Genomic DNA, 26,082 nt, shown 5'->3' with positions numbered 1-26,082 from the left:
CCGTGTACCGAAGCAGCCGCAGTGGCGTCCGGCCGGTGGCCGACACGGAGGACTGGTCCCCGCTGCTGACGATGACCGTCGAGCAGCACGAGATCGAGGTCGAGTGGCCGGGACCGCTGCCCCAGCCGCTGGTGCAGGACAACAAGGCCCTGTACGAAGGCGTACTGCCCGGTGTCGACCTGCTGCTCACGGCGCGGAACACCGGCTACACCCACGTCCTGGTGGCCCATACGCCCGAGGCCGCCGAGCGGCTGGCCGACGAGCCGCCGCGCTACCGCTTCACCTCGCCCACGCTCTCCTTCGTCCTCGACCCCGTCACCAAGGTACTCATGGGCGAGGACAACGCGGGCAACGAGGTCACCGTCTCTCCGACGCCGTTCCTGTGGGACTCGGGCGGCACGCACGACACGGACGCGCCTGCCACGGACCCTGAGGCCCCGACAGGCACGAACGAGGACCCGGAGAAGGTCGAACCGGGACCGGAGCGATCGCCCGAGCCGACGGACGAGCCGACCGGTGACGAGGACCCGTGGGCCGTCAACCCCGCCGCCCTCCAAGCCGAGTCCGGCGCCCACGACACCCTCGCCCTCCCCGCCCTGCACGGCCCCGGCGAAGGCGCCCACGCCACCACCGCCGGCGCCTCCTTCGGCGGCGACGTCCTGACGATCAGCCCGCCGCGCGGCTACCTCCGAACCACCGAGGACCTGACGTACCCCCTGTTCCTCGACCCCTCCACCACAGGCATCCGCGCCAACTGGACGTCGGTCTACAAGAAGTACCCGAACTCGAACTTCTACGACGGCGCCAACTACAACGAGGACACCAAGGAGGCCCGCGTCGGCTTCGAGCGGGACACCTGGGGCACGTCGCGCTCCTTCTTCAAGATGCAGCTGCGCTCCTCCATCAAGGACGCGGACGTCTCCGGCGCCACCCTGAAGGTCCTGGAGACGCACTCGTGGTCGTGCAGCAAGCGCACGATGCAGGTCTGGCGCACCGACCCCTTCGGTTCCGGCACCACCTGGAACCGTCAGCCCGCCTGGAAGCGGAAGATCACCTCGAAGTCGTTCGCGTACGGCTGGAAGTCCAACAGTTCCTGCCCGGACGCCTACGTCAACTTCACGGTGACCTCGCTGGCCCAGGAGGCCGCCGACAACGGCTGGACCACCTTCAACATCGGCCTGGTCGCCTCGACGTCCGGCTCCGCTCCGACCACGGCCGCGACCGCGTCGGAGACGGACACGTACTCCTGGAAGAAGTTCCGGGCGGAGGGGGCCGGGTCGCCGGAGCTCTCCATCACCTACAACCGCAGGCCCAACACCCCGACCTCGGTCACGCTGTCACCGGGCTCCTGCGACACCAGCGCCTCCCCGTACATCAAGGTCGGCAAGAGCTCCGAGCTGTACATGCACGCCAAGGCGACGGATCCGGACGACGACCTTGCCAAGCTGGAGTTCGAGATCGGCAAGGCCGGCGCCGACTACTCGAGCACGAAGAAGACCTACTACGACTCCGTCAGGAACGGCGAGACGGCTTCGGCCCGGCCGACCGGCCTGTCCGACGGTGTCACCTACCAGTGGCGGGTGCGTGCCTGGGACGCGAAGGTGAGCAGCGGGTGGGCGCCGACCGGCGGCACGGCCTGGTGCCGCTTCACCTACGACACGAACCTGCCCGACTCGCCGGGCCCCGTGGCCTCCCCGGAGTTCCCCGCCGACACCGAGAACAACAGCACTGGTGACGTCTGGTCGACGGTCCCCTTCGGCACGCCTGGGACCTTCACCTTCAAGGTGGCCTCCAACGAGACCGACATCGTGAAGTTCGTCTACTCCATCAACTCCACGACCTACGACGGCTATGTCTGCGCGAACGGCAAACAGGGCACGTCCGGCGGCCTGACCGCCTCGTGCACGACGCCCGTCAAGTCGGTCACGGGCACCGGTATCAAGCCTCCCGCCGCGGGCCCGAACACGCTCTACGTCAAGGCGGTGGACCAGGCGGGCAACATCTCCCCCAGCCCCACCAAGCACTTCTTCTACGTCAAGCCGCGTCCCACCCCGGACGGCCCCGGCGACCTGACGGGCGACGGCAGCCCTGACTTCGGCCATGTCACCGCCATGGGCAACTTCTGGATCAACTCCGTCTCACAGGACGGCACGTGGCTCACCAGCAACTGGGGCATCCACGGCAAGGGCACCCTGCTCAAGGAGTCCGGCACAGCTCCGCACATCTGGAACGGCACCGACACCTACGCCCTGGTCACCCACAACGGCGACTTCGCGCCCGCCGACGGCATCACGGACTGGGTGGTCCGCACCCCCGACGGCCGCCTGTTCATCTACCCGGGCGACGGCTACGGAGCGGTCGACGTCACACGCAGGGTGGAGGTCCGCCTCCCGGCGAACGCGCCGTCGCCGTCGACCTTCTCGGAGATCAAGTCGGCCGGTGACATCACGGGCGACGGCCAGCCGGAGCTCTTCGTCGCAGGCGGCGCCGCGGGCGCGGAGCTGTGGTTCTTCAGCGGCTACAGCGGAGGCACCTTCGAGACCGCGACCCAGATGACGACGTCGGCCTGGGCGGACCGGGACTTCGTGGCCGTCGCGGACTACAACAAGGACGGCGAGGCCGACATGACGTACCGCACGGCCGAAGGCAACATCTTTCTCCGCAAGGGCAAGCCCGACCCGTCCGGCGCGGGCACCGAGCTGAAGAGCCTCGGTCAGTCCGGCTGGAGCCTGGACGGTGACGACCCGTACGTTTCCGGCACCATGACCACGACCGCCTACCCGCTGCTCTACGGCACCCCGGACATCACCGGCGACGGCATCCCCGACGTCTGGGCGACCAACAGCGCCGGAGATCTCCTGCTGTTCAAGGGCGGCGCCACCTCCCTCGGCACGTCGACCAGACTCCGCTCGGGCGACGCCGCCACGATGAGGCAAATGGGCTGATCCGGCTCGTCCCGCCGGTACCGCTGATTCGGCCGGCACGAGGAATCCGGCCTCCGGGGGAAGCCCCGGAGGCCCTTCCTTTCCCCTCCACACCCGCCCACGGCCGTCCTTCTCGTCCCTCTCGCACCGAGTTCCCAACCACGGGAACCCGCCCCCCGCCACCCCCGTCCAACCGCCGGGTTGCCGGACGAGTCACCGTGGTGCGGTGTCGGCCTCGCCGCTGGCTGCGATCGCTGACCACCCTCTCCGCCGCAGCACGGCCGGCAGCTCGCCGCCATCGGTGCGCCCCCCTCCCTGCGCCGATGGCGGCCCCTCTCCCGCCCGCGTTGTGCGTCCCCTTGACCGGCAGAAACTTCCCGGATATTGGTGACTCTTTGGAAGTTTCCTTCAGCGATTCCTCAGCGATCTCCTCAGCGATCTCCTCAGCGATCTCCTCCGGAAGGAGCGCACGTGCACCACGCCAGCACGACAAGCGCAGGAAACACCGCTGCCGCCCCCTCCAGACGTACGGTCCTCGCCGCCACCGCCGGCGTGACCGCGGCCCTGACGGTCGGGCAGACCAGCGCCCACGCCGACGACGACAAACGCCTTCGCAAGCTCATCTCCCGGATGACCCTGGAGGAGAAGGTCGGCCAGCTGTTCGTCTCCCGGGTCTACGGCCACTCCGCCACCGCCCCCGACCAGGCCGACATCGACGCCAACCTCAAGGAACTCGGCGTGCGCACGGCCGCCGAGCTGCTCGCCAAGTACCGCCTCGGCGGGATCATTTACTTCACCTGGGCGCACAACACCCGTACCCCGCACCAGATCGCGGACCTGTCGAACGGCATCCAGAAGGCCTCCCTCGGCCTCCCCCGCGGCCTGCCCGTGCTGATCTCCACGGACCAGGAGCACGGGATAGTCGCCCGAGTGGGCAGGCCCGCGACGCTGTTCCCCGGCGCGATGGCCGTCGGCGCCGGCGGCTCGCACGCCGACGCCCGCACCCTCGGCCGGATCGCGGGCGAGGAGCTGCGCGCGATGGGCATCCGGCAGGACTACTCCCCCGTCGCCGACGTCAACGTCAACCCGGCCAACCCCGTCATCGGCGTACGCTCCTTCGGCGCGGACCCGGACGCGGCGGCCGGGCTGGTCGCGGCGGAGGTCGACGGGTACCAGCGCTCGAAGGTCGCCGCGACCGCCAAGCACTTCCCGGGCCACGGCGACACCGAGGTCGACAGCCACTACGGCTTCCCGGTCATCGAGCACACCCGGGAGCAGTGGGGCACGCTCGACGCTCCCCCGTTCCGGGCGGCGATCAGGGCCGGCATCGACTCGATCATGACCGCGCACATCATGGTCCCGGCGCTGGACCCCTCGGGCGACCCGGCCACCCTGTCCCGCCCGATCCTCACCGGCATCCTGCGCGAGGAGCTGGGCTACGACGGGGTCGTGGTGACGGACTCCCTCGGCATGGAGGGCGTGCGCACCAAGTACGGCGACGACCGGGTGCCGGTGCTGGCGCTGAAGGCGGGCGTGGACCAGCTCCTGAACCCGCCCAAGCTGGACGTCGCCTGGAACGCGGTCCTGAAGGCCGTACAGGACGGCGAGCTCACCGAGGAACGGCTCGACGAGTCCATCCTGCGGGTGCTGCGGCTCAAGGCGAAGCTGGGGCTGTTCGACGAGCCGTACGTCAGCGCGCGGGGCGTCGACCGCGCGGTCGGCACCAAGGCGCACCTCGCGGCGGCCGACCGGATCGCCGAGCGGACGACGACCCTCCTGGTCAACGAGGGCGGACTGCTGCCGCTGTCCCGGCGCGAGCACCCCAAGCTGCTGGTCGTGGGCGCCGACCCGGCCTCGCCGTCCGGCACGACGGGGCCGCCCACCGGCGTCCTCGCGACCGCGCTGAGCGAACTCGGATTCACGGCGACCGCGTTGTCCACCGGTACGGCACCCTCCGCGGCGACCATCGAGCGGGCCGTCGCGGCGGCCCAGGACGCGGACGCGGTGGTCGTGGGGACGTACAACGTCACGGCTGCCGGCTCGCAGAAGACGCTGGTCGAACGGTTGCTGGCGACCGGGAAGCCGGTGGTCGCGGTGGCCGTCCGCAATCCGTACGACGTCGCTCATCTGCCGGGCGTACGCGGCTACCTGGCGTCCTACTCCTGGACGGACGTGGAGCTGCGGGCGGCGGCCCGGGTCATCGCCGGGAAGGTACGGCCGCGCGGCAAGCTGCCGGTGCCGGTGCAGCGGGCGGACGATCCGGCGCGGGTGCTGTATCCGGTCGGGCACGGGTTGTCGTACTAGCCAACGATCGGACGTAGGGTGCGGTACGCCACGCTCCCGGCGTACCACCCCCAAACAGGCGCAAAGCGCGCTGCGTGTCTGGCGTGTGCCCGCTGTGGCGGGTCACGCTGGACGCGGGTTGGGGGGAATGACCATGCGTGGGAGAAGGTGTGCGGGGGCGCTGCTGGCGGCACTGTGGCTGGTGGGCTGTCAGCAACATGTGATGCAGGACGGCCCGTCACCGGTGCCGACCAGGGCCTCGGGGTTCGGGGCGGTGTTCCTGGCGGTCGACGAGTGCAGTTCGTTCGGTACGACCAGCTTCACCGAGGTGCCCTGCTCCGGCGAGCGCGCTGCCGCGCGGGTCGTGGCGCGCCACGACGGCCGGGTGGGCGACGGTCCGCCGTGCCCGGCGACCACCGACTTCGTGCTGCACATCAGCGAACAGCGCCCCTCCCACGACGAGGACGGCGACGGGGCCGTCCCCCAGGGCTACGCCTGCATGCGCGCACTCCAGCCGCCGCACCCCGGCGACCCGGGCGGTGGCGGCGGTCCACGCACGATCGTCGGGGACTGTGTGTACGACGCCGGGGGCGGAAAGGTGCGGGAAACGGCGTGCGACGGCGGGGGCCGGGAGCGGCCGCAGTACCAGGTGACGGACGCGGTCACCGCGCGCACCGACTGCCCGGCGGCCACCGCCCTGTACGTCCAGCTGGGCGGCGCCCGTCCGGTGGGCTGCGCCCGCCCGGTGTGACCGACGGACGGGCGCAGCGGCGGCGTTACGGGCGCAGGGTGCGCTCCGTGCCCCGCTTGTCGAGCCGGAAGTCGTACTTGGCCAGCGGCTTGGCCGCGGCCGGGTCGGCCTCGACGGTGGCGGACGCGACGCCCGCCCACTTCAGGATCTTGGCCGTGGCCAACGCCTTCTGCTTCTCCTGGAGCCCTGCCACGTTGGCGCCGTGGTTGGCGCCGGGGGCGGTGAAGACGTACGAGTCGCGCGCGCCCTTGCCGAGGCGGAACGGCTCGGCGCCCCAGGGGTCGTTCTCGCCGTAGACGAACAGCATCTGCCGCGCGTTGTGGCGCACCCAGCTGTCGACGTCCTTCATCGCGCCCTGCTCGAACTTCATCGGGATCGACCGCGGCACGAAGTTGCGCGGCGGCAGATAGCCGTACCGGATGTACTTCTTCTCGATGTGCGGGAAGACGATCGTCGGCGCGCCCAGCTGTGTACCGGCCTGGTAGTAGTACGGCGTGTACGGCGCCAGGCCCTGGTCGGTGTAGAAGGAGAACCCGGCGACCGTGTCGATGGAGTTCCAGATCTCCTCGTCGGTCGCGTTCTTCGCGTCCGCCGGGATGGTGTCGCAGTCGGACAGCAGGCTGTACTGCCAGAAGCCCCACACGTAGTCGAGGACGGTCGCCTCGTACGCCTTGTCGAGGCTGCCGACGGTGTCGAAGGTGTAGCCGTTCTCGGCCGCGTACGCCTCGTACCGCTGCTCCAGCGGCTCCCGGCGCACCAGCGCCTCGCGCTGCACGCCGTTCAGCCGGTCCCGGCACTCCTTGGTGCCGACGCCGGCGAAGAAGCGGTCGTACGCCGCGTCCTTGTCGTTCACGACGTCGTTGGGGGCGACGTACGCGACGACGCCGTCCATGTCACGGGGGTGGAAACGCTCGTAGTACGTGGCGGTCATGCCGCCCTTCGAACCGCCGGTGGAAAGCCACTTCTTGGAGTAGACCGGCTTCAGCGCCTCGAAGATGCGGTGCTGGTCGTCGGCGGCCTGGCGGATGTCCAGCTTGGTCCAGTCGGCCGGGCTGGGCCGGGACGGCGTGAAGAAGCGGTACTCCATGGAGACCTGGTTGCCGTCCACGATCTGGGTCGGCTCGCTGCGGCGGGGTGTCGTGGAGAGGCCGTAGCCGCTCGTGAAGAAGACCGTCGGCCGCGAGACGTCCTTGTGCAGCACCGTGATCCGCTGCTGGAACGTGCCCTTGGCGGGCCTGCGGTGGTCGACCGGCTGTGTGTAGTTGAGGACGAAGAAGCGGTACCCGGGGTACGGCTTCTCCTCGATCAGGCTCATGCCCGGTATGGAAAGCAGCCGATCCTTGATGTCGGTGGCCTCCGGCTGGGCGGCGGTGGCCGCCCCCGCCGTGCTCAGCGTGCCTATGAACACGGTGAGCGCGAGCAGCCATCTGAGCGCCTTGCGCATGCACCCTCCCTGTGAGAACAGATGTGCGCCGGAAGCTATCGGAGCAACACACCTGTCCACCAGGGTGCTTGACGAATCAGCAGGTCGGCTCGGCTGTCAGCACAGGATCCAGCCCGAGCTCACCGACCCCCGCCCCACCGAGCCCTTCACCCACACGCACCGCTGCCCGGCGTGCACGGTCACCGGGCCCGCCCGGTGCGCGTACCTGCCCTTGTCGACGACCGGACGGTTGCCGCGCGCCTGCACGCTGACCGACATCGACCGCTTGGTGCCGGGGTTCTTCGCGAAGGTGACGGCGCAGACGTAACCGCCGCGCTTGTAGACCTTCACGACGCCGGTGGAGAACGGCAGCGTCCTGACCTTGCGTCCGGCGCAGTTGGAGGCCGCCGCGTGCGCGTCCGCCGGCGCGGCGAGCGCCAGCAACCCGGACGCGGTCAGCACGGCCACGCCGAGCGCCATCCGACGTCGTATCGCACCGGTGTCCACAGTCGTCCCCCTCCGCACCCCTCGGATCGACGTACGGATGTACGGACGCAGGGCGTACGCCCGATGGTTGCACGGGCTCGGCCACCTACGGTCGGGGGGGCTCAGACGCCTACGGTCTTCTCCGGCTCCGGCGCGCCGATGAACGTCCGCCACAGCCGCGCGTACCGCCCGCCCCGCGCCAGCAGCTCCTCGTGCGTGCCGTCCTCGGCGACCCGGCCCTGATCCATGACGATCACCCGGTCCGCGCGGGCGGCCGTGGTCAGCCGGTGGGCCACCACGAGGGTGGTACGGCGGCCGGTCAGGCGGTCCGTGGCCTGGTTGACCTGTGCCTCGGTGGCCAGGTCCAGGGCCGCCGTCGCCTCGTCGAGGAGCAGGACGTCCGGGTCGACGAGTTCGGCGCGGGCCAGCGCGATCAGCTGCCGTTGCCCGGCGGAGAGGTTGCGGCCGCGTTCGGCGACCTCGTGGAGGTAGCCGCCGTCCAGCGTCGCGATCATCTCGTGCGCGCCAACCGCGCGGGCCGCCGCCTCCACCTCGGCGTCGGTGGCGTCCGGCCGGCCGTAGGCGATGGCGTCGCGGACGGTGCCCGGGAAGAGATACGCCTCCTGCGGTACCACGCCCAGGCGGTGCCGGTACGAGGTGATGTCGAGGTCGCGCAGATCGGCGCCGTCGACGGTGACCCGGCCGCCGGTCGGGTCGTAGAACCGCGCCACCAGCTTCACCAGCGTCGACTTGCCCGCGCCGGTCTCGCCGACGAAGGCGACGGTCTGCCCGGCGGGGACGGTGAGGTCGATGCCGCTGAGGGCCTCCTCGTCGTCGCCGTAGGAGAAGTGCACGTCCTCGAAGGCGATCTCGCCGCGCAGGGAGAGGACTTCGCGGGGTTCGTCGGCGGACTTCGTCGACGTCGGTTCCTGGAGCAGTTCCTGGATCCGGCCGAGCGAGACGGACGCCTGCTGGTAGCCGTCGAAGACCTGGGAGAGCTGCTGGACGGGGGCGAAGAAGAGGTCGATGTAGAGGAGGTACGCGACCAGCGCGCCGGCGGTGAGCGTGGCCGCCTCCACCCGCCCGGCGCCCGCGACGAGCACGGCCGCGGCGGCGGCGGACGACAGGAACTGCACGAAGGGGAAGTAGACGGAGATCAGCCACTGGCCGTGGACACGGGCCTGCCGGTAGCTGTCGCTGCGCTCCGCGAACCGCCGCCCGCCGTCCCGCTCGCGCCGGAACGCCTGCACGATCCGCAGCCCGGACACCGTCTCCTGAAGGTCGGCGTTGACCGTGGAGACCCGCTCACGGGCGAGTTCGTACGCCTTCACGCTGGCCTTGCGGAAGAAGTACGTGGCGATGATCAGCGGTGGCAGCGTGGCGAACACGACGAGGGCGAGCTGGACGTCGATCACCAGCAGGGCGACCATGATGCCGAAGAAGGTGACGACGGAGACGAAGGCGGTGACCAGGCCCGTCTGAAGGAACGTCGACAGCGCGTCCACGTCGGTCGTCATCCGGGTCATGATCCGGCCCGTCAACTCCCGCTCGTAGTAGTCGAGTCCGAGCCGCTGGAGCTGGGCGAAGATCTTCAACCGCAGGGCGTACAGCACACGTTCACCGGTACGGCCGGTCATCCGGGTCTCGCCGATCTGCGCCACCCACTGGGCGAGGACGGCGAGCAGGGCGAGCAGCGAGGCGGCCCAGACGGCGCCGATGGCCATCTGGGTGACACCGCTGTCGATGCCGTGCCGGATCAGCACGGGCAGCAGCAGTCCCATGCCGGCGTCGACGGCGACGAGGCCGAGGCTGATCAGCAGGGGCAGGCCGAAGCCTCGCAGCAGCCGCTTCAGCCCGTACGACTCCTCCGCCTGGACGGCACGGGCCTCGTCGACGCCGGGGGTGCCGGTGGCCGGGGGCAGGGCGTCGACCTGGGCGAGCAGTTCCGGGGTGGCCGGGGTGCCGGCGAGGGCGGTGTCCTTGGGCTCGCGGTCACCGGTCCACAGGCGGGGCGTGACCCCGCGTTCGGCGTCGAACTCGGCGTCCAGTTCGTCGCGGACGGAGGTGTCCTCCTGGGGCGCGGCCGGCGGGGCGTGGCCCGGGGAGACGGCACCGAGCTCGTCGGGGTCGGTGAGCAGGCGGCGGTAGAGGGCGGAGCGTTTCTGGAGCTCCTCGTGGGTGCCGATGTCGGCGAGCCGGCCGGCGTCCAGGACGGCGATGCGGTCGGCGAGGTTGAGGGTGGAGCGCCGGTGGGCGATGAGCAGCGTGGTGCGGCCCAGCATGACCTGCTTGAGCGCCTCGTGGATCTCGTGCTCGACGCGGGCGTCCACGGCGGAGGTGGCGTCGTCGAGGACGAGCAGGCGCGGGTCGGTGAGCAGGGCGCGGGCGAGGGCGATGCGCTGGCGCTGGCCGCCGGAGAGGGTGAGGCCGTGCTCGCCGACGGTGGTGTCGTAGCCGTCGGGGAGTTCCCGGATGAAGCGGTCGGCCTGCGAGGCCCGGGCGGCGGCCTCGATCTGTTCGTCGGTGGCGTCCGGGCGGCCGTAGGCGATGTTGTTGCGGACCGTGTCCGAGAAGAGGAACGAGTCCTCGGGGACCAGGCCGATCGCGGCTCTCAGCGAGTCGAGGGTGAGTTCGCGGACGTCGTGGCCGCCGACGAGGACGGCGCCGTGCGTGACGTCGTAGAAACGCGGCAGGAGCAGGGAGACCGTCGACTTTCCGGAGCCGGAGGAGCCGACGACGGCGAGGGTCTCGCCGGGGCGGATCTCGAAGGTGAGGCCCTTCAGAACGGGCTTGCTGTCGTCGTATCCGAAGGAGACGTCGTCGAACTCGACGGTGGCCGGCGCGTCGGCCGGGAGGTCCTTGCGCCCGTCCCGCATCGAGGGCTCGGTGTCGATCAGCTCCAGGACGCGCTCGGTGCCGGCGCGGGCCTGCTGGCCGACGGTGAGGACCATGGCGAGCATGCGGACCGGGCCGACGAGCTGGGCCAGGTAGGTGGAGAAGGCGACGAACGTGCCGAGCGTGATGTGGCCGCGGACGGCCAGCCAGCCGCCGAGCGCGAGCATCGCGACCTGGCCGAGGGCGGGGACGGCCTGAAGGGCCGGGGTGTACTTCGAGTTCAGCCGGATGGTGCGCAGGCGGCCCGCGAAGAGCTTTCTGCCGACCTCCCGGAGCTTGCCGGTCTCCTGCTCCTCCTGCCCGAAGCCCTTCACCACGCGTACGCCGCTGACGGCGCCGTCGACGACGCCCGCGACGGCGGCGGCCTGGGCCTGGGCGTACCAGGTGGCGGGGTGGAGCTTGGCGCGGCTGCGCTTGGCGATGAACCACAGGGCGGGGGCGACGGCCAGGGCGACCAGGGTGAGCGGCAGCGACAGCCACGCCATGATCACCAGGGAGATCAGGAAGAGGAGGAAGTTCCCGATGGTCATCGGGAGCATGAAGAGCAGGCCCTGGATCAGCTGGAGGTCGCTGGTGGCGCGGCCGATGACCTGGCCGGTGGACAGCTCGTCCTGCCGCCGCCCGTCGAGTCGGGTGATCGTCCCGTACATCTCCGTCCGCAGGTCGTGCTGGACGTCGAGGGCGAGGCGGCCGCCGTAGAAGCGGCGGATGTAGGTGAGGGCGTAGACGAGGAGGGCGGCGGCGATGAGGAGGGTGGCCCAGGGGGCCATGGCGCGGGTCTTGTCGCCGATGACGTCGTCGATGATCACCTTGGTGATCAGGGGGACGAGGGCCATGACGGCCATGCCGGCGAGGGAGGAGCCGAGGGCGAGTACGACGTCCGTCGGATGCCGCCAGGCGTATCCGGCCAGTCGTCGTGCCCATCCCCGTTGCGGTTCCACGCCGGTGCCTTCCGTTTGGCCTGATCTTCCGGAAGGCACCAACGCGGAACGGAGCGGATTTCATCCCGCCGTGGGGGGTGCGTTGTTGTTCGAGTGCGGCGCCGTGGGGGCTGGTCGCGCAGTTCCCCGCGCCCCTTAGGGGGTTGTCCTGACCTGCATCGAGTAAAAGCGGGTCGTCTGTGCTGGGTTCTGGTTGTCGTCGCTGGCCAGGAGGACCCTGAAGCGGCCCTTGGTCCAGCCGGTGATCGTCATCGCCTCGATGTTGTCGAGGAGCGGGTTCGGCTGGGGCTGCTTGGCCGTCGCTCCCAGTGACGGGCAGTTCACCAGGTCCGCGAGCAGGGTCTTCTTGATCAGGCGTACGTCGTCCTGGCCGGTCAGCGCCTCGATGTCGGCCGTGTTGGTGGCGCGGCGCGGGTCGGCCAGGTAGAGGCGGACCGTGTTGCCGACGCCGGCGGTGAAGCCGCGCTCCAGGACGAGGAGGCGGCCGTCGGGGAGCGCGGTGACCTCGGGGACGCCGAGGCCGGTGTCGGCGCGGTAGGCGTACTGGGCGCCGAGGCGGAAGCCGCCCTTGCCGTGTCGCTGCCAGGTCTGGAAGCGGACGATGCCCGCGCTGTCGCCGGAGAGGGCGTACTCCATGGAGGCGAGCAGGGTGCGGCCGCCGGGGAGGAGGGTGAGGCCCTCGAAGGTGCCGTTGCCGACCGCGCGGCCGGCCGGGGCTACGCGCAGGGCGTCCGGGACGGGGAGCCGGTCGAGGATCTTGCCGTCGCGGCCGTAGCGGCGTATGGAGGGCTCGGTCTCGGAGGAGACGAGGTAGGTGCCGTCCCGGTCCACGACCAGGCCCTCGGAGTCGAGGGCGGTGCCGTTCTCGTCGGCGAGCTGGACGACGTGCTCGGGCTGGAGCGTCCAGGGGTTCAGCGTGAGCAGCGAGGAGCGGTCGGACAGCGCGGCGAGCGTGCCCTTCCGGTCGACGGCGAGCGCGGAGAAGTTGCCGACGTAGGTGCCCTCGTACGTCGTCTTGTCGAGCGCGTCGGAGAAGCGGTCGATGGACACGGAGGGCGAGCAGGCGTGGCTCGGGGCGTTGGTCCCGGCCTGGGCGGGCCCGGCGGCGGTCAGACAGGTGGCCGCCGCCAGGCCGGCGGTGACAGTGGCGAGTGCGGTGCGTACGGTGCGTACGGATCTCAGGCGCATGGGCGTCACCGTAGGGCGGGCCGGTGACGGGCGGGGGACCGCCGCGTGAAGCGTCGTCAGGACGCGGCGAGGTCCTTGTGGACCACCTTGGCCACGCCCTGGATGGTCGCGATGCCGTAGTTCATGGTGCTGTTGCCGTGGGTGAGCACGGTGATCACGTAGTCGTGGCCACGGCCCTTGAAGGCGCCGACGCTGTGCACCCGCCAGCCGTTGGTGGCCCGCTGCAGCCAGCCGTTCTTGACGGCGACGGAGACCCCGGACGGCACCCCGTACGGCGTGCCCCAGCGCTGCGAGGAGACCACCTGGCCCATCAGCTTCAGGATGTAGGCGCGCGAGTTGTCGCTGAGCACCGCGTTCTTGGCGGTGATGAGCTTGAGCAGCTTCTGCTCGTCGGTGACGGTGATCTGGGTCAGGCCCCAGTAGCCGTTCGCGCCGGGCTTGGTCTGCGTCATGCCGGCGGCGGACAGGAAGCCCTTGATCTTCGTCAGGCCCAGCTGCTTCCACAGGGTGGAGGTCGACGCGTTGTCCGACTTGGTGATCATGGCCTTGGCGAGGGTGGCCTCGCGGCTTGTGAGGTATCGATTCTGCTTCTTCGCGTCCCACAGCAGCGCGGCGAGGACGGTGACCTTGACGACGCTGGCCGAGTCGTAGGCGGTGGAGGCGCGCAAGGTGCAGGTGGTGTTGGTCGAGCGGTCGTAGAGGCCGACGGCGACGGTGCCCTTGCGGTTGGCGAGGGCGGCGGTGATGTCCGTCTTCAGCTTGGCGGCGAGGCCCGCCTTCGCGGACGTGCAGCTGACGGCGGGCGCGGGCGCGGCGGCGGCGGGCGAGGCGGCGGCGACGCCGGATATGAGCACGCCGGCGCCCACTCCTGCCGCGACGAGCGCTCTGGCGCGTCCGGAAGTGGCTCTTGACTTGTCGCGTGATATCCCGTGAGTCATGCCCTCTTGACTCACGAGTTCGAGGGAAAGGTTGTACTGGTACCGCATCAAGCAACGTTGCTTGATCTGTCAGGGTCGGAGTTCTGCTCGTCGGCGTGGGGACGAAACCGAAGCGCGGGACGGGGTGTTGCGCGACGGTCTTTCCGACCGCCCGGCGGCCCCGGTCCAAGGCCCGCGCAGGACGAGGATCGCCGACGACCGCTCCGTTGCAGTACTAGCCGCTGAAGCCGCTGCACTGGGTCAGTTCGCCGCCCTGCCGGACGGTGTACTGAGCGGGCGGCACGTTCATGATCTGGAAGCCTCCGTTCTGGGCGATCTCGACCGTCCCGCCGAAGCCGGCCGACCCGAACACATAGGCCGGGCCCGGGGTGAAGCCGCCGCCGGACAGGTGCACCTTCCCGTTCTCGAGGACGCCCGAGACTGAACAGGTCGCGGCCGGGACGGCGGCCGGCGGGGACTGGGGGACCGCCGCGAGGGCGGTCGGGGCAGATACGAGCGGGGCGGCCACGAGGGCGCCGAGGGTGAGGAGGCGTGTGGGCCGGTTCATGAGTCTTCCTAACCGGGAGGAGTCGTGAAGTGGCGGGCTGCACGCCCGCAGCCCCGGACAGACCTCAGCCGCCGACACCGTCCGACACTGACGTCCCTGGCCGCGCCACGAGCGCGATCTCCCCGCCGGGGACCGGGGCCGAATCGAGGGAGGCCCGCCTCCCCATTGTCACCCCGCCCCCTTTTCACTGCGACTGGGGACCGGAGCGCCCGCTCCGCGGCTCAGGCCCGCCGGGACCCGCTCGATCGCCACTCGTACTCCGGGTCTGCGGGGTGGCGGCTGTCTTGGCCCCGTACTCGTCGTGGCGGCGCAGCCAGAACATCTGCTCACCCTCCTCGTGGCGGCCCATCGGCGCCCGGTCCAGGAGGCCGTAGTAGGCCATGACCGGTTCGAGGCCACGCGCGGTGGTGAGGTACGTCCGATAGACCGTGCCGTGCGAGAGCAGGTAGGCGCTCAGCCCGGGACCCTCGGTGACGTATCCGCGTACGTCCGTGCCGGACAGCTCGGCCATCTGGCGCACCGTCGGTGGGATGTTGCCTTCCAGGAACGGCCTCAGGTCCTCCTCGGCGTACTGGAAGCCGAGGTCGCGGTGGAAGTCGCTGCCGCCCGCGGAGACCCAGTCGAAGCTCCAGCCCATGCGCGCCCGGTATGCCAGGAGCTTGTCGAGTGGCGCCCGTGAGGAGCAGATCAGCGTCACGTCGCGGGCCTTGAGGTGGACGACGTTGGGGTCGAGGGTGTCCGCGATCGAGGAGCAGACCGTGCATCCGGCGTCGTAGGGCGGGCCGAACATGAAGTGGTAGACGAGCAGCTGCGAGCGCCCGTCGAAGAGGTCCGCGAGTGACTTCGCCCCGTCCTCGGTCTCGAAGCGGTAGTCCTTCTCGACGGGCACCCAGGGAAGCTCCCGCCGCTTCCGTGCGAGCTCGTCGTTCCGACGGGTGAGCTCCTTCTCCTCCACGAGCAGCTCGGCTCGGGCCGCGTCGAACTCTTCCTGTGTGCCGACCTTGTGCTCGGGCATCGCGCCTTTCCCTCCTGTAAGGGAGGCCATACGTCCACCGTACGCGTGCGGCGGTGGGCCTTCGCACCGGGCGGGCGACGCCGCGACGGGCCCTGCACGGCCCCGGCTTTCGGGTCGGAGACGCCTCGGCACCTCAACTCGCGTAACCAAAATCCGATTTGCCGTTTCCCGACACCCAATGGACACGTACAAGCCCTCGACACCACTACATGTCCATGCCACTCTCCCATTTGCCGCCTCCATTCAACCCGCGTAGATGGGACACCCCACATGCTGGCGAGACGCATACGCCGCCGCTGGAAGTCAGTGGCGCTGACGACGGCCGCCGTCCTGGTCGGCCTCATCACACCGACGCTGACCGCGACCCCGGCGGCGGCCACGACGACCGCGTACGACTCGACGTACTACAAGAACGCGATCGGCAAGACGGGTACCAGCCTCAAGTCCTCGCTGCACACGATCATCGGCAACCAGACGAAGCTCTCCTACTCCGCCGTCTGGAACGCGCTGAAGGTCACCGACCAGGACCCCAACAACAGCAACAACGTGATCCTGCTGTACTCGGGCATCTCCCGCAGCAAGTCCCTCAACGGCGGCAACACCGGCAACTGGAACCGCGAGCACGTCTGGGCCCAGTCGCACGGCGACTTCGGCACGTCCGCCGGCCCCGGCACCGACCTGCACCACCTGCGCCCCGAGGACGTCCAGGTCAACTCCGTCCGCGGCAACAAGGACTTCGACAACGGCGGCAGCGGCTTCACCAACAGCGGCGGCAGCCTCACCGACTCCAACTCCTTCGAGCCGCGTGACGCCGTCAAGGGCGACGTGGCCCGCATGATCCTCTACATGGCCGTCCGCTACGAGGGCGACGACAGCTGGCCCGACCTGGAGCCCAACGACTCGGTCTCCAACGGCAGCGTCCCTTACCACGGCCGCCTCTCCGTCCTGAAGCAGTGGCACGAACAGGACCCCCCGAGCACCTTCGAGGAACGCCGCAACGACGTCATCTACAACTCGTACCAGGGCAACCGCAACCCGTTCATCGACCACCCGGAGTGGGTGGAGGCGATCTGGTAGCCATCGACGGACACCGCACACGGGGCCGAGTTCCTCAGTACGCACGATCATGGGGAACTCAGCCTCGGTAACGCCGCGCAGTGGGGGCGAGTCGTCGGTGTTTCCACGGCCGTCGATGAACTGGTTCACGCCACTTCGCCCCCCTTCCGCGTTGCGCCTGCAACTCGTGATGCGAGAGGATGTTCGACGAACTGCACGTCACATTCGACGCATACGGGGATGGGTTGATGAAGTACGCGGCGTAGCGGACGGCAGCGGAATCGCAGTTACGGGGAGAGAAACGGGGCCAGACGCATGCCGGGGTGGGACATATCTCCGTCCGGGGTCGGAGGTGTGCTCTCGACTGTCGGAGACGTCATGAAGGTCCTGGATGACATCGTCCAGGCGTACTCGGGTGATCTGGAAGGCGCGGCCACCTCTGCAGGGACGCTTGCCCCGGGTGGGGCGAGCGGGGAGCACAAGGGGCAGGCCGGGCTGGTGGCCGCCGCGCTCGCGGAGTTCATCGAGGGCACGACCGATGAACTGCAGTTCATCGGTACACGTATCGGCAAGTCCGTCACTGCCGCGGTGCAGGCCACCGTCGCGTACCAGCAAGGCGACCTGGAGATGGCGGCCGAGGCGCAGCAGCGGGCGGCCGGACTGGTCCGGCCCGATATGCCGGACGGCTGGAAGGCGGGCCGCCTGTGATCAAGCCGGACTCGATCCCGCTGTTCACCGGCGATCTCGGCCAGTTGGAGCAGCACACCGATGCCCTGCGGGTCCAGGCGGACGGCATCCGCCAGGCCGGCGGGGAAGCCCACCGGCAGTTCCAGGGGCTGTCGGCCTTCTACCAGGCCCCGGAGGCGGAGGACCTCTTCGCGTCCACCGCACCGGCACGCGAGGCGGCCGACAGATTCGCGGACAAGGTCGCCGCGGTGGCCAACGCCCTGCGCACCTACGCGGCCGAAGTCGCGCCGATCGCCAAGCGGTTGGAGCACCTGCAGAACCAGGCGACCGCGTTCGTGGCGGGGCTCAGGACGGCCGGCGGGGAGTTCGACGAGTCCTGGACCGATGCCGCGGACAAGGTCCAAGAGCACCAAACCCTGATGCATGAAGTGGCGGCCGCCCAGGCTGCGTTCACGGCCGCTGAGATCGCATGCAACAACAAGATCACGGCCCTGGTCGGCGGCACCCAGTACGTCATGAACACCGGCGCCAAGCAGTTCAAGCCGCTCGACGCGGAACTCTATGGGCACAGTGCCGAGGTGCTGGACCAGGCCAAGGAACTCCCCTGGGGGACACCGGTCGCCCAGTCCCACGACTGGTGGGACCCGGACGACCTCGGCTACTACGCCAAGAGTTTCTTCTGGGACGGGCTGATCGTCGACAACGTCTGGGGCACCATCGACGGTCTCGCGACGCTGTTCGGCGCCCACGGCTCGGACAAGGCCAAGCAGTCCTGGGAAGGCCTGGTCCGGGTGGTGGTCGGGGCCGAGACCTATCTCATGGAGTCCGGCGGCCAGAAGCCCACCGGGGTCTTCGCGTCCGACTTCGCCCAGGACAGCAAGGGGAACGCCAAGGAGTTTGCCAAGTCCCTCGTCGCCTGGGACATGTGGAAGGAAAATCCGGCCCGCGCCGCCGCCACCGTCGTCTTCAACGGCCTCACCCTGGGCGCCGGCCCACTCAAGGTCGCCTCCGCGGGCAAGGCGGGTGCCGCTGCGAAGGTCGCCACCACGGTCGCGAAGGTCGGCGACGCCATCGACCCGATTGGTGCTGCGGCCAAGGTGACGGGGCATGCGCTACCAAGGATCGCCCAGGTAGCGGAGAACCTGCGCGGCGTGAACGGCATCCCGGACCTGCGTGCCCCGCACAGCGTGCTGGAACTCTCCGATGGCTCCAAGGTCCGCATCGAGGACGGCGAATTCATCCCCCTCGACCGCGACGGCAACGCCATCAGCGACACTCCGCGCCAGGAGTCGCCCGCCGACGTACGCGCCGCTCAGCACGGGACACCCTCGCAGAGGGAACTCGCAGGTGTTAGTGCAGGGTCCCGTACTCCTGAGGCCACGGCTCACATCGGCGACAGCGCGTCGCCACAGTCAAGCCACGGGGCCGCAGTCGCTAGTGAGACCTCTCTGGGGCACAGCCGCGATATCCCTGACGGGACAGGCACCGCGCACTCGGACTCTTCCGTGCCGGGCGGTGGTGGCAGTGACTCTGGAGGCCCGCCGGTCGGCGGAGGTTCGCATCTGCCCGACGGCCCCATGGAGCCTGGAGGCAACCTCCCGGACGGTTCATGGGAAGGGCCCAAGGGACTGAGACTCAGTCCGGAGGAGAATGCCGCCACCGACCAGTTCATGGACCGGGCCTTGGCGACCGAGCCACACATCACGGAGGCTGTTCAAGCGGCTGCCGGTCATGTCGAGCACGGGAAGCTCAACGGTCTCGAATACCGCCTGAAGGGCGAGGATTCTCTCAAGCGCAAGGTCGCCACAGCCTTGCTCGAAGACGCCCGACTGACGCCGGAGCGGGCTCTGGCCAACATCAGAGATTCCCTTCGATACACAGTTGAGATTCCCCCCAGGGACTACTCACACGGCGTGCAGCAGGCGGTCGACGATCTACGTGCCCGCGGGTTCGAGAATGTCACGTTCAAGAACACCTGGGAGTCTTCGGGATACAAGGGCATCAATTCAACGTGGCGGGACCCTTCGACTGGTCAGATCTTCGAGGTGCAGTTCCACACCCCTGAGAGCTTCGTCGCCAAGATGGACACCCACGCCCTCTACGAGAAGGGGCGGCTCCCTGGCCTCTCCAGCGATGAACTCGCCGCTGTTCAGGCCGCGCAGAACGATCTGTTCGACAGGGTTCCGGTCCCCCACGGAGCGGACTCGATTCGGCTTGACCATGATCTGCGCGGCACGGGATCCACCGACGCGCCCGACGTCGGCCTAGGGCGGCACAGCGATGAGTCTGTGCACGGGAACGGGCCGCCTCCGGAACTCACCCCGGAGCAGCGCACAGCTCACGATGCGCACCTGAATGATCTCGCGCAGCGGTACAGCGATGACTTCGACCAGCTGAAGCAGGACCCTGATCACAAGGGTAAAGTGAAGCCGTCGGAAATGGACGAAGCCCGCGTCGCGCTCGACCTACGCGAAAACGGAAAAGTCCCCACCGACATTCAGCGACCCCCTGGCGCCAATCAGGGAGATCTCTATTCGCCGAGCACCGGAGAGTTCTACGACATCAAGGGAGTGCACTCGGACTGGCCCCCACTCAACAATGTCCGCGACAAGACACTGCCGTTCAAGGGAGCCTACAACCCGTCGAACAACCAGGGGTGGGTGCGCAAGCTGGAGGACCAGATTGCCACCAAGCGGCGCATAGTTATCCTCGACATGCGCAATGCCAACCAAGCGGCGATCGACGACGTCAAGTCGATCGTCGAGCAGCACGGGTGGAGTGATCGAGTTGTCTGGTATCCGTGACGTGAACCGAGTCGTCCGGATGATGCCGCCTGACGAGGAAGCTGCTGCCGCTCTCCGGGAGTGGGCGGAGCAGGCTGACTCGCTTCTGGACGCTTCGTCACTCGACCTGTCCCAGGCCGACCTGTCAGGTGCGGACCTGGCCATGGCGCTCCTGACACAGACCGTCCTCCGAAGCGCCAAACTCGTTGGCACCGACCTCTATCGGGCACATCTGGAAGGCGCGGTGCTCGATGAGGCCGACCTCTCCAGCGCGTCGCTGGTCAAGGCTGAGCTCGATGAGGCTTCCCTGCGCGGTGCCACTTTGGACGATGCAGACCTGGGAAGTACCAGCCTCTGGGCAGTCGACGCCCGATCAGCTCGCTTTCGACGAGCCAAGCTCGATGGCGCATCCTTGATCGACGTCAAGCTGGCGAGCGCCGATCTCACCAACGCGTCAGTGCGTGAGACGTCCTTGAAGGCGGTACTCGACGAGCACACAGTCGTGCGCGGGCTCTCTGGCACGCTCTTCGGCCCTGCGGCCATCGACCAGGCAGGCGTACGGCGTGAGATCGACGGACTGGAACTCGAGCGGTGGCTGAACAGCCGTGGAGCGAACGTACGTGTTCTCGGCCCGCGCTGCGGTGGCATTACTTACTACGCCAAGTTCAGCGAGGGCTACTCGCGCAGCAATCCTCAGGGCATCGTCAGACGCCGCATCGTGAACGGCGTAGCGCATGACGAGGCATTCACCAGGAACCTGCGCTGGGAACCAACCGAGTACCTGCGGCTCTACGAGCTGGGGCACAACGAGGTCGACCACGTGGAGATCAGTGAAGCGGAAGCGATCGCATTCATTGAAAAGGTCACGGAAGAGAACACATAGCCGGCCCAACAGGCGAAAAGTCATGACAGCAGGAAGGCGAAGGGCGGTGGCACAGGCCACCGTGGCAGTGCAGGGAGGGTGTCCGGCAGAGTGACCAACAGCCGTACGGTGCTCAACCGGGTCACCCTGGTCGACACAATCATCAGCCGCGCCCGCTCGTACCAGCTGATCCAGACCGCCCTCGCAGGTGAAGCAGGTGAAGCAAGCCCGTGACCAAGGACGTCATCGCTCTCACCGCCACCGTGCCGGACCTCCCCGCCCTCCTGGCGGGCCTGTACGCCGGCGGCCCCGACCTCGGTGTGAACACCCTGGCGGACGGCGCCGTCGTCCAGCTGTGCGCCCCCGACGGCCGACCTCTGGTCTCCGTCGAGTCGCCCATCCTCATCCAGGTGCCCGGCGAAGCAGCCCGTCTGCTGCAGCACCCGGTCGGGGACCAGCCGATGTGGTGGACCGAGGCCCGCGCCTCCACCGCCGTCGCCGATGCCGGACGCCTCGCCGGCTCCTTCGCCGGACGGCTGGCCACCGTGCTGGGTGGCACGGTCTGGCCACCGGAGGCCGCCACCACCGACGTCGTCCCCCTCACCACCGACATCTCCGCGATCCCGGCTCCTGCCACCGGCGCCCCCGCCGTGGACCTCCTCACCGACTCGACGGCCGTGGTCATCCAGGACCGCCCTCTGGTCGCCATGACCAGCTGGCTCTCCGACACCCTGCGCACCACCACCGCCACCGACCGCGCCCTGCAGATCGTCACCCCGCCCACGGCACGCCTCACCCTGCCCACCCGCAGCGCACTGCGCGGCCTGCCCAACCGCTGGGTTGTCCAAGACCCCGAGCACGGCTACTACGACGGCCTGTCCGGCGCGGTACTCCACTGGAAGGCTGGCACCTTCACCCCCGTACGCGACGACAGGGGCAACACCCGGAACGCCGAGGCCTTCACGGCCAGGGCCGACAACGGCGACCGTCAGCTGATCCTCACCCTGAGAACCCGGCACGCCGCCGACGAGGTTCTCATCCTCGGCCACGCGCTGGAGACCGCCTTCCGACACCTGACCGGTACCCCGCCCGCAGGATGGAGCACCGCGGAGCCGGTCAACCTCCCTTGGTCTACCCGCCAGTTGACCGAGCTCGCCCGCGCACGCGCCCCCCACCCCACGTGGCTGATCGCCGTCGGACACCCCGACCGCCCGGCCCTCGCCACCGAGCGCGTGCTGCGCACACCATCGGGCGTCGAGGAGGACATCACCCTCGCCCTCGGTTACAGCGGCGACGAGACCCCGCCTCTGGACGCCATCGAGGACCTCGCAGCCGAACTCGACGCCCAGCACGGCCTCGTCACCCTGCTCACCGCGCTCCGCATCGCCCGCCGCGACCTGACCGTCCCCGCGCGCCTCGAACACCCCCCGATTCCAGTCGCATTCACCCTTGGACACGACGAGGCTGAGCACATCGGCCCGGCCCGCGCCGAACACCCGCAGCAGGGCACGCCCGTGCGGCTCGGCCGCGCGGCACCAACCGCCCTCCACTACCCCCTGGGCGACGGCACCGACCCCCAGGCCTGGACCACGTTCCAGCACCTCACCCGCCACCTGAAGCGGAAGTGACCACCCAGCCGGGCCCTGCGCGGCGGCAGTCTGGTCCGACGTCTGTGGGCCTTTCTCGCTCGGTGCTGCATCCCGCCATACACCGACGCGGGCAGCACCTGCGCTCACCCTCCTGGCTGGGTTCGCGGGGCGACAGGGCAACCCGCTGCACCGGACGGGCGGTTGAGGCGTCGGCCTGGTGCCGCGGGGCCGCCGAGGCAGGCACCGGATTCGCCCCGCACAGCCCAGTCGGCCCGCTGCACAGGGCGGGCCGCACCGACGCCGTGGACCACCTTGCCTGCTGCGGCAGGAAATCGTGCCGTTTCGATCCGCCCGGAGAAGCGGCGTACGGCCACCGCGAGGGTCACCGCGCAGAACACCGCCACCACGGCGACCGACAGCGCGGCGGGCACCTGCCCACCGGCCCAGCTCACGGGGCCGAAAGGGCACGTCCGCCGGCCTCGGGCACCGGCCTGCACCACCGGGAACGCCCTCCCTACGACGTGCTTCCGGTTCCCTCCAAGAGGTGGTGTGCGGCCCCGGCAGCCGGGCATGCCGCCGCATCCCCTCGGGACCATGGCAGGGCGCCCCGGGCAAACCCGCCGGGGGCGTACCGCAGTTACCGGAGGAGCCACATGAAGCTTCGTTCCTGGTCGGTCGTCGCCGCCCTCGCCCTGACCGCCCTCGTCCTGCCGTCGCACGGCGCGGTCGCCGCCGAGGCGGCCGCGCCGCCCGCCTGTCCGGACGGGTCGGTGTGCTTCTGGAGCGGTGAGGGCTTCGGCGGTGACTCCTGGGAGTGGACGGCCCGCAGCGGCTACCGCGACATGCCGCCCAACCTGCACGATCACGTCGGCTCGTTCGTCGCGAGCACCCGCGCCTGCTTCATCAACTGGGATCCGGTCGAGAAGCGCGACGTCTTCAACGGCGACTGGCGCTCCCGCTACCGCGGCGACTTCGGCGGCCGCATCGACGGCGTCGGCCCGGGCGCCTGTTGATCGGAGCTATCCCAGATGCGTAGCCGCGAACATCCGCAGCACCGCCGGAAGCACCACCACCGACGGCCCCGGTGACGCCAGTGCCTTCGCCAGGTCCTGTTCCAGGGTCCCGGGGGTCGTCCGGACGCCCGGGACGCCGAAGGACTGGGCCAGCGCCACATAGTCGGGGCGGGTCAGTTCCGTCGCCGTGGCCTGGCCGAAGGTGTCGGTCATGTACTCGCGCAGGATGCCGTAACCGCCGTCGTCGACGATCAGCCAGGTGACGTTCAGGTCGTACTGCCGGGCCGTCGCCAGCTCGGCGATCGAGTACAGGGCGCCGCCGTCGCCCGACACCGCCAGCACCGGGCGGGTCGGGTCGGCGGCCGCCGCGCCCAGTGCCGCCGGGAAGCCGTAGCCGAGGCCTCCGGCGCCCTGGGCGGAGTGCATGGTGTTGGGGGCCTTCGGGTCGAAGGCCGACCAGGCCCAGTACGCCAGGATCGTCATGTCCCAGAAGGACGGGGAGTCGGACGGCAACGCGCGGCGGACCGACGTCAGCAGCTGCTGCTCCAGGGTGAGTTCCTGGGCGGCGATCCGGTCGGCGATCCGCGCCAGCAGGTCACGGACGCGCTCCGGCGCGCCCGTGTCGTCCCGCTCCTCCACCGTCTCCAGCAGCGCCTGCAACGCCAGGCGCGCGTCCGCGTGGATACCCAGCGCCGGGTGGTTGGACTCCAGCTTGCCGAGGTCCGCCTCGATCTGGACGACCCGGCCGCGCGGCTTGAACGTGTGGTAGTTCGAGGAGAGTTCGCCGAGGCCCGAGCCGACGACGAGCAGGACGTCCGCGTCCTCCAGGAAGTCCGTCATATGACGGTCCTCCAGCCAGGACTGCAGCGACAGCGGGTGCTCCCACGGGAACGCCCCCTTGCCGCCGAAGGTCGTCACGACGGGCGCCTGGAGCCGCTCCGCCAGCTGCCGCAGCTTGCCCGACGCGTCCGCCCGTACGACGCCCCCACCCGCGATGATCGCCGGGCGTTCGGCCCGGAAGAGCAGGTCGGCCGCCACCGCCGTGAGTTCGGGGCGCGGCACGACCTCCTCCGGCGTCGCGTCCACCCCCGTCACCACGGGCAGCGACGTCTCGGCCAGCAGCACGTCCTGCGGGATCTCCACCCACACCGGCCCGTGCGGAGCCGTCAGCGCCGACCGCCACGCCTCCGCGATCGCCGACGGGATCTGGGACTGCGTACGGACGGTGTGGACGGACTTGACCACGCCCCTGAACGAGGCGGCCTGGTCGGGGAGTTCGTGCAGATAGCCGTGGCGGCCGCCGCCGAGACCGGCGGAAGGGATCTGGCTGCTGATCGCCAGTACGGGGGCGGAGGCCGCGCGCGCCTCCTGGAGCGCGGCCAGCGAGGTCAGCGCGCCCGGCCCCGTCGACAGCAGCAGCGGCGCCGCCTCACCGGTGATCCGGCCGTACGCGTCCGCCGCGAAACCGGCGTTGTTCTCCACCCGCAGGCCCACGTACCGCAGGTCCGAGCGGCGCAGCGCGTCGAACATGCCGAGCGCGTGCTGGCCGGGCAGGCCGAAGACCGTCGTCGCGCCGAGCCCGGCCAGTGTCTCCACGACCAGGTCTCCGCCGTTGCGGCCGGGGGGAGGGTTGAGGGCGGCCTCCGTCTGGGCGGGCGTCGGGCGGAGTACCAGGTCGTGGTCGTGCGTCACTTCGCGCGTGCCTCGGCAATCTGTCGGGACATGATCGTGGTCAGTTCGTACGCCGTGTGGGAGGCCGCCACCGACGTGATCTCCGCGTGGTCGTACGCGGGGGCCACCTCGACGACGTCGGCGGACACCAGGTTGCAGGATGCCAGGCCGCGCAGGATCTCCAGCAGCTCGCGGGAGGTCATGCCGCCGGCCTCGGGCGTGCCCGTGCCGGGCGCGTGCGCCGGGTCGAGGCAGTCGATGTCGATGGAGATGTAGAGGGGCCTGTCGCCGATGCGCTGGCGCAGCTGGTCGGCCACCTCGTCGGCGCCCCGGCGGTAGACGTCCGCGGAGGTGACGATGCCGAAGCCCATCTTCTCGTCGTCGGTGAGGTCCTGCTTGCCGTACAGCGGGCCGCGGGTGCCGACGTGGGAGAGCGCGGAGGTGTCGAGGATGCCTTCCTCCACCGCGCGGCGGAACGGGGTGCCGTGCGTGTACTCGGCGCCGAAGTACGTGTCCCAGGTGTCGAGGTGGGCGTCGAAGTGCAGCAGCGCGACCGGACCGTGCTTCTTCGCCACCGACCGGAGCAGCGGCAGCGCGATGGTGTGGTCGCCGCCCAGCGTCATCAGGCGGGCGCCGGTGCCGAGCAGGTCGTCGGCGGCCGCCTCGACGGTCTCCACGGCCTCGTTGATGTTGAAGGGGTTCACGGCGATGTCGCCGCCGTCCGCGACCTGGGCGAGGGCGAAGGGGGACGCGTCCTGCGCCGGGTTGTAGGGGCGCAGCAGCCGGGACGCCTCGCGGATCGCGTTGCCGCCGAAGCGGGCGCCCGGCCGGTACGAGACGCCCGAGTCGAACGGCACGCCCACGACGGCGACGTCGGCGGTGCCGACCTCGTCGAGGCGGGGCAGCCGGGCGAAGGTCGCGGGACCGGCGTACCGCGGGACGCGGGACGAGTCGACGGGGCCGCGGGGGGTCGGCGTCTCGTTGCTGCTCATGGTGAAATGCCTTCTTTCTTACGCTTCATCGCGTATGC

19 protein-coding genes are annotated in these 26,082 nt (G+C 69.9%); 10 read left to right on the top strand and 9 right to left on the bottom strand.

The window, feature by feature from the left end:
- The first annotated feature begins 2 nt into the window (after window positions 1-2).
- The 3 genes from I2W78_RS25320 to I2W78_RS25310 all read left to right on the top strand — a co-directional run bounded on the left by I2W78_RS25320 (window position 3) and on the right by I2W78_RS25310 (window position 5,958).
- Window positions 3-2,945: an FG-GAP-like repeat-containing protein gene (locus tag I2W78_RS25320; protein WP_196462566.1), complete on the top strand. Its 2,943-nt coding sequence runs from the start codon at window positions 3-5 to the stop codon at window positions 2,943-2,945.
- A 450-nt stretch (window positions 2,946-3,395) separates the two neighbouring features.
- The gene (locus I2W78_RS25315; RefSeq protein ID WP_196462565.1) at window positions 3,396-5,228 is read left to right on the top strand and encodes a glycoside hydrolase family 3 protein; all 1,833 of its coding nucleotides are present in this window, start codon (window positions 3,396-3,398) and stop codon (window positions 5,226-5,228) included.
- Window positions 5,229-5,361: 133 nt separating this feature from the next.
- Window positions 5,362-5,958, top strand: coding sequence for a hypothetical protein (locus I2W78_RS25310; RefSeq protein ID WP_230885580.1), 597 nt, complete (start codon window positions 5,362-5,364; stop codon window positions 5,956-5,958).
- 25 nt (window positions 5,959-5,983) lie between these two features.
- Here the strand turns inward: I2W78_RS25310 and I2W78_RS25305 are convergent, their stop codons facing one another.
- The 7 genes from I2W78_RS25305 to I2W78_RS25275 form a co-directional block, all read right to left on the bottom strand.
- Window positions 5,984-7,402, bottom strand: a complete 1,419-nt coding sequence (locus I2W78_RS25305; protein ID WP_196462563.1) for a S28 family serine protease — start codon at window positions 7,400-7,402, stop codon at window positions 5,984-5,986.
- 96 nt (window positions 7,403-7,498) lie between these two features.
- On the bottom strand, window positions 7,499-7,888 hold the full coding sequence (locus I2W78_RS25300) for a hypothetical protein (RefSeq protein ID WP_196462562.1): 390 nt from the start codon (window positions 7,886-7,888) through the stop codon (window positions 7,499-7,501).
- A gap of 101 nt (window positions 7,889-7,989) precedes the next feature.
- Complete coding sequence (locus I2W78_RS25295) at window positions 7,990-11,703, bottom strand: ABC transporter ATP-binding protein (RefSeq protein WP_196462561.1); 3,714 nt, start codon at window positions 11,701-11,703, stop codon at window positions 7,990-7,992.
- A 135-nt stretch (window positions 11,704-11,838) separates the two neighbouring features.
- On the bottom strand, window positions 11,839-12,891 hold the full coding sequence (locus I2W78_RS25290) for an esterase-like activity of phytase family protein (RefSeq protein WP_196462560.1): 1,053 nt from the start codon (window positions 12,889-12,891) through the stop codon (window positions 11,839-11,841).
- Between the two features lie 56 nt (window positions 12,892-12,947).
- Window positions 12,948-13,829 (bottom strand): serine hydrolase, encoded by an 882-nt coding sequence (locus tag I2W78_RS25285; RefSeq protein ID WP_196462559.1) that lies wholly within the window; start codon window positions 13,827-13,829, stop codon window positions 12,948-12,950.
- A gap of 214 nt (window positions 13,830-14,043) precedes the next feature.
- A complete protein-coding gene (locus tag I2W78_RS25280) occupies window positions 14,044-14,376 on the bottom strand; it encodes a hypothetical protein (protein ID WP_196462558.1) in 333 nt (110 codons plus the stop codon).
- A gap of 184 nt (window positions 14,377-14,560) precedes the next feature.
- Window positions 14,561-15,391: a DUF899 domain-containing protein gene (locus tag I2W78_RS25275; protein WP_230885579.1), complete on the bottom strand. Its 831-nt coding sequence runs from the start codon at window positions 15,389-15,391 to the stop codon at window positions 14,561-14,563.
- A gap of 270 nt (window positions 15,392-15,661) precedes the next feature.
- Here I2W78_RS25275 and I2W78_RS25270 point away from each other — a divergent pair, with 270 nt between their 5' ends.
- From I2W78_RS25270 to I2W78_RS25245, 7 genes are all read left to right on the top strand, one after another.
- Window positions 15,662-16,468 carry an endonuclease I family protein gene (locus I2W78_RS25270; RefSeq protein WP_196462556.1) on the top strand — a complete coding sequence of 269 codons (807 nt, stop codon included), beginning with the start codon at window positions 15,662-15,664 and terminating at the stop codon, window positions 16,466-16,468.
- A gap of 294 nt (window positions 16,469-16,762) precedes the next feature.
- The gene (locus I2W78_RS25265; protein ID WP_230885578.1) at window positions 16,763-17,155 is read left to right on the top strand and encodes a DUF6507 family protein; all 393 of its coding nucleotides are present in this window, start codon (window positions 16,763-16,765) and stop codon (window positions 17,153-17,155) included.
- A complete protein-coding gene (locus I2W78_RS40710; RefSeq protein WP_230886981.1) occupies window positions 17,152-19,938 on the top strand; it encodes a hypothetical protein in 2,787 nt (928 codons plus the stop codon). The genes I2W78_RS25265 and I2W78_RS40710 overlap by 4 nt, the downstream gene beginning before the upstream one ends.
- A 1-nt stretch (window position 19,939) precedes the next feature.
- On the top strand, window positions 19,940-20,800 hold the full coding sequence (locus I2W78_RS25255) for a pentapeptide repeat-containing protein (RefSeq protein WP_307783772.1): 861 nt from the start codon (window positions 19,940-19,942) through the stop codon (window positions 20,798-20,800).
- Window positions 20,801-20,890: 90 nt separating this feature from the next.
- Window positions 20,891-21,013: a hypothetical protein gene (locus tag I2W78_RS41195; RefSeq protein WP_269066624.1), complete on the top strand. Its 123-nt coding sequence runs from the start codon at window positions 20,891-20,893 to the stop codon at window positions 21,011-21,013.
- Window positions 21,010-22,407, top strand: coding sequence for a DUF6177 family protein (locus I2W78_RS25250; RefSeq protein WP_196462554.1), 1,398 nt, complete (start codon window positions 21,010-21,012; stop codon window positions 22,405-22,407). The genes I2W78_RS41195 and I2W78_RS25250 overlap by 4 nt, the downstream gene beginning before the upstream one ends.
- 614 nt (window positions 22,408-23,021) lie before the next feature.
- A complete protein-coding gene (locus I2W78_RS25245; RefSeq protein ID WP_196462553.1) occupies window positions 23,022-23,381 on the top strand; it encodes a peptidase inhibitor family I36 protein in 360 nt (119 codons plus the stop codon).
- A 6-nt stretch (window positions 23,382-23,387) separates the two neighbouring features.
- Here I2W78_RS25245 and I2W78_RS25240 read toward each other — a convergent pair whose 3' ends face one another.
- Together I2W78_RS25240 and speB are read right to left on the bottom strand one after the other, a co-directional pair.
- Window positions 23,388-25,073 carry a thiamine pyrophosphate-binding protein gene (locus tag I2W78_RS25240; RefSeq protein WP_196462552.1) on the bottom strand — a complete coding sequence of 562 codons (1,686 nt, stop codon included), beginning with the start codon at window positions 25,071-25,073 and terminating at the stop codon, window positions 23,388-23,390.
- Window positions 25,070-26,044, bottom strand: a complete 975-nt coding sequence (speB, locus tag I2W78_RS25235) for an agmatinase (RefSeq protein ID WP_196462551.1) — start codon at window positions 26,042-26,044, stop codon at window positions 25,070-25,072. Before speB ends, I2W78_RS25240 begins: the two co-directional genes overlap by 4 nt.
- Between the last annotated feature and the right edge of the window lie 38 nt (window positions 26,045-26,082).

Origin of the sequence: Streptomyces spinoverrucosus (assembly GCF_015712165.1) — a bacterium.
Classification (GTDB): Bacteria; Actinomycetota; Actinomycetes; order Streptomycetales; family Streptomycetaceae; genus Streptomyces; species Streptomyces spinoverrucosus_A.
Note: the sequence above shows the minus strand (reverse complement) of the source record. Positions and strands in the feature narration are given on the sequence as shown.